The following is a 5,287-nucleotide window of genomic DNA, read 5'->3' on the forward strand; positions in this document are numbered from 1 at the left end:
AGCCGGGCGTCGGTGGCAAAGCGGAACCAGATACCCACTTCCGACAGCAGGCGTGAGACAAACGTCAGGTCGTCCTCACCGTACTGCATCACCTGTTCGCGGGACGGGTATGCGCTTTTGAGGTTAAACACGAAGTCCTGACCGCGCATCTGGTGCCGCTCGCGCAGGATTTTTTCGACGATTTGCGGCACCGTCAGATTCTGGTAGATGGCGTTCTGGCGGCTGCGGGTAAGCAGCGCCATACGGGGTTCAAGGCGCACTTCGTAACGGGCTTCGTCCTGTGACGAGGAGAGGTGTTTAAAGCTGGTAATGACGCCGTGCAGGGTGCGCAGGGCAGTCTGCACCGGCATTCCCTGTACCGGTGGTGCCGTCAGGCTGAATGCGCCGTCCTGCATCAGCACCGACTCCGGCGCGATGGCTTTATCGGTACTGGTAAACTGAATGTCGTAGCGGAACGGGGTACTCAGTTGTTCGCGGCCTTCGAAGGTCAGCACATCCACCGGACTTTGCAGGCCGCGAATTTTGAGCTTGTGGTGTGAGTGGTCGAAATTCAGAACAGGAACATCCATTTTCTTTGTACTCCTTCATTTATCTAACAAAGAATAACGAGCCGTTATTTCTTGTTCGGATACATTCTGGGATAATGAATTATTACATTAGAGTTATAATTTAAAATATGACAATTCTTCTGTACTGTCGTATAGTTTGATGAAACTTCGTGAAAAATATATACGCTCTCCTCCTAAATATGCTGGTCAGTGTTGTTCCTGACGACCTATCATAAAAGAATGAAGAAATAAAAAAGCTTTTTGTGATTTTTCCGCATTTATGGAAATAATTTATAAAGTTACCTGAGATAAAATGCCAAACTTATCCTGCAGCAATACCATTGGCATTAAAAAATAGCCTCTTGAAATTGTTCACCAACGTCTTCAAGTCTTCTTCAACCAATAATAAAACTCTGGCAATATTTGATTGAAAAAACTCTTCTTCGCTATCTCCTATAGCACAGTAGAGTAACGGTGACATATTCTACTGACTTAAATATCCACCTAAATCTTTCAAAGATGCAGATGCTTTTAATAACTGCCGACACTTTTTATCTATTTGTTCTTTATTTATTATCGCAGATAACGCTGGATCGCTTTTAAATGCAACTCGTTGTGCTGTGGATATTTCATACACGTGTGGTATACTATGATTGACCTTATCAATATCACACCCCAGACCGAAAGGATCTACATATTTTGCATCAGGAGAGATAACGCCTGAGACGAGATCAAATGGGCCTGAATAACTTTTTTTTTCTAAATCTCTGTAACTACCATTGTAAAAAAACCTACCCGTTATCAGGTACTGTATTTTTTCAGGATCAACCTCCGTTAAGAAGCTGCTTGATCTATAATTTTTTTTAACAAACTTTGACAACTCAGCCTGATATACCATTTTTCCTGAAATATTACCCATTGGGTGATATATAAGAGCAACATTTTTCCTGAAGTTCATGTCAGCAATCATCCCAATATTGACAGGTGGATAAACTTCCGCATGCTTTTCTTCAGAAGAATTACATATATCGATTACATCTTTTGTTAAAACAAACCGACCCGATGACTGAAAAACAATTGCTTCATGATCTGTTGTTAAAAATGAAATGCCTGTATCTATACTGTCACTGTAGTTATCCAGAAGACATTTCTTTAAGAAAAAATTATCTTTGCTGAAAACATCAAAAGACATATCACCAATATTGAACTTTATTACATTATCGAGATAATTGTATTTAATTCCTTCAATTGTTCCATCGTTACCATATATGTATGCATTTTCATCTCCAGGATATGCACTCAGGGATATGAAATATAAAAATAAAAAGAAACTCTTTTTCATATTAAAACCTTCTTAGCTGCGCGTGTGAAGGTTATCCTGTCTGGCAAACCATTTTCACCACCATTAATTGCACGGGACACACTTCTTATTGTTTGTTCATCCGTTGTATCTATCGTGGTATTGTTCAAATGAATAACTTCACTGTCTTGATCCATCGCTCTGGTAATACTTGACCGAGTACCCCGACGATCAACGGTCTTAACAATAAAGAATCCACCAGTATCGATACAGTTATATTCGCTTCTGGTAACCCTGTGAGGCTCTTCGATATTAGCCGGTATGCGAGTTAAACGACGACGATCATGTAAGCGCCACAGAGGGTCTTCCCACCACTTAGCGGTAAAACTATTCGTATCTATCCAGGCACGATAGACCCAATATTCGGCATAATTTGATCGACCAGTTAACTGCTTAAAACCTCGCCCACGAAACTTCTGGGCATCCTCAGTGTCGCAGTTTCCTAGTATCCAGTCATATGAGCCTGCAATTCGTCCTCCACCAGAATTATATTTAACACCAGAGAAGTATCCATCGACCTCAGTCTCAATTGCACCATACCAATGACCCAAGTCCGAATTCTCATCACGTAATGAGTCCGGAACAATACCTCCGCCGACTGGCCGACCATTTTCATCAACAGTTTGATACTGGCTTTTTCCTGCATACTTCTTAAACGGGAAGATTCCACTGCCCCTTGCCCCAGAAAGTGAGCACGTCTCAGAGGAGAATTCATTATATATTTATTCATAACAATATTTATAGCCGTACCATATATATCAACTTTTTGTTCAATAACCGCTCTATCACGGTCATTAGTACCAGAGGCAAAAATTCGCTTCAATATTGCTTTGTCAACCCACCCACACTTCCTAAAATGCTTAATAAACTCACCCGGATTAAAATGCCAAACCCGTCCTTCAGCAATACTACTGGTATCAAAACACAGTGCCTTAATATGCTTCACCAACGTCTGCCAGTCTTCTTCTCCCAGTAATAAAACTCTGACGGCATTTTCATAAGCATTTGACTGTTCATAAGACAAATCTGGCATTTCTGATATAGCTGACTGAGGAGATTCTCCATGGCTATCTCCAGTCGTATTATATTCGACATTATTTGGCCTGTAGTAATCCGTACCTAATGATAAATCGCTGTTAGCCTCATTTTCCTGACGTTCCTGTATTACCCCTTCTTTCAACCAGCCGTAACGCGCTTCTATTCCCGTATTACACCACTCCAGTGGGAAGTGGCAAATCATCTGACGAAAATCCGTAAAACCACCACCACGTAATATTACTGAATTGCACTGACTGTTGCTGTCAGCGTCGTCATCTACCAGTCGCCAGCCACTCCAGTGCGGAAAATCACCGTCGCTAAATTTTGTCACAACATCTGCCGCCAGATTTATCACTCCTTGCCCACCGGGATAGCTCACGGTTCGCCACAGTGGCGCATTCGCGGGTATCAGTGTTTCATGCTCGGTATTGATAACCCGACCAAAGCGCAGTAACTCAAACCCTGCGCTTGGACTTTGCGGATAAAGTCTCAGTGCAGCACTGTACAAGTTGTATTCATAATCAGTGCCGTCAGCATCCGTCAACACTTCTCCCACAATGTCATAACGGCTTGGTATCACCGGATTTGCTCTGCGGGTAGTCATGATACAATGGCCAGTATCAAAACACATGGTGACAACCAACGGTTCCGTGCTCTGAAAAACTTCACCTGTGTTATCTACTGCGTTGTTTTCCGGCGCACTCCTGTAAAAGCGGGTACCGGGCGGCAGGTAAAAATAGATATCCCCGTAAACCACGTCGGTACGCCCATGACGGCTCACATCCATCTCAGGTGTAGTGCGCCCGGTTATTTTTCTCAGATTGTCATCATCGCAGAAAATTTGGAAGTGCAGGCCGCGATCCCCGTCGACATGCCCCGGCATTCCCAGTGACGATTTCCGGTAGACTTTATTTCCTTCACTGATACCCTCTTCAATCTTTTCCAGGTGCATGTAAAGAGAGTAATAAACAATATTGCCGTCCTCACCAGTGCCTATTTCAGTTTCATGACGAAGCAGAACATACCCATCGTCTGTGCTTCCATTATAATTGAGCGGCGGAAGACTACATGCCGCCTGGTCAGAGGGATTGCGAATAGATACCACGACACCATCAGCAATGGCACGGACATATTCTGGTTGCCTGTCACTGTTTGTATGTCTAACGTGGATGCCTCCATGCCATGATCCCCCATAGTTGATGGGATAGTCACGGTCAGGTTCAACTGGCATCATCCTTTCAATCCAATGAGCATCGTTTTCATTGTTATTTTTCGCTCGTATAAATGGCGGGCTAATAATCATTTCTTATATCCTTAAGAAAAGAAAAATTTTACGGGTGGCTCATCTACTTTCTCTGCCAACATTTGTAACTCAACAGGCTCATGTGCTTTTCCCATACGCCCGTAATGCACCGCTTTGACGTTATAATCCCCCGGCGTTCCCGGCTCAATGCCGCTACCCTCAATCCGGATATAACTTCCACCACCATTAATCGTTATTTTTTTCTTCGCTGAAATCCTGATCTCGTCCTCAGTACTGACGATCTCTATCGACTTCTTCGCCAGTAACTCCATCAGATCGTGCTGCGCCTGTACCGATACTGCGCCTTTATTGGCAATCAGTTTGATACCCGCCTTGCGCACAAACACGCTCAGCGCCCGCCCTACGCCGATAAACATATTCTTCACCACGCCGATATCGGCGTTGTTTCCCGCATTTATCTGGAGGTTTTTCACTGCGGCCAGTTGCAGGTGCTCGCCGCTGGCGACCGCCACACCTTTCGGCGCGTGCATCAAAATCACCGAGGCGGTCAGGTCATTTATCCGGCTGGTTATCAGCGCCACCTGCGCGGCCATATCCGCCGGATCGGCGTTCGCCGTGGCCGCATCGTCAGACAGTTTCTGGATTTTATCGCTCAGGCTGTTCAGTTCGCTGATAATGTCGGCCATTTCGCGTACCTGATCCTGCGCCTTATCCTGCGCGTCGGCGCTGATAAAGATGCCTTTCTTTGCCCGTACTGCACCCCACAGATCGGTACGCAGTTCAAAACCTTCCCCGCGCTGCTGTTTTCCGGCATCCACCAGATGGCCGAGGTTTAGCTGGCTCTTGCCGCCGTACTCGGTACTGACCTTGATATGCTCTTTGCCGCGCTCATCGTCGAGGCGGATTTTGTTGTTCGCCGGGGTGCGCAGCACGTTACGCTTGTAGTTCTGAATGGTCACATGGTCGGTGTGTGCCGAGTCGTGTTTTACCCCGGCGATATAAGGTCGGTCCGGGTTGCCTTCCTCAAAGGCGATGCTGACTTCCGTTCCCGCCAGCAGCGGCAGATGCAGGCCATAC

Annotated in this window: 3 protein-coding genes and 1 pseudogene; all 4 read right to left on the reverse strand. The window is 45.4% G+C overall.

Translation table 11 applies throughout. The features are described 5' to 3' along the window. Nucleotides 1–569 (reverse strand): type VI secretion system tip protein VgrG (vgrG, locus tag ACJHX4_RS26485; RefSeq protein WP_137490811.1); only part of this gene is annotated, 569 nt, incomplete at its 3' end. Between the two features lie 463 nt (nucleotides 570–1,032). After that, nucleotides 1,033–1,890 (reverse strand): hypothetical protein, encoded by an 858-nt coding sequence (locus ACJHX4_RS26490; RefSeq protein ID WP_001531916.1) that lies wholly within the window; start codon nucleotides 1,888–1,890, stop codon nucleotides 1,033–1,035. After that, nucleotides 1,887–4,249 (reverse strand): annotated as a pseudogene (locus tag ACJHX4_RS26495) (M23 family peptidase). The gene ACJHX4_RS26490 and the pseudogene ACJHX4_RS26495 overlap by 4 nt, the downstream one beginning before the upstream one ends. 11 nt (nucleotides 4,250–4,260) lie before the next feature. Next, a partial coding sequence (locus ACJHX4_RS26500; protein WP_227915087.1) for a DUF2345 domain-containing protein occupies nucleotides 4,261–5,287 on the reverse strand: 1,027 nt, incomplete at its 5' end.

Source organism: Escherichia sp. WS2035, assembly GCF_046487065.1.
GTDB classification, from domain to species: Bacteria; Pseudomonadota; Gammaproteobacteria; order Enterobacterales; family Enterobacteriaceae; genus Escherichia; species Escherichia coli.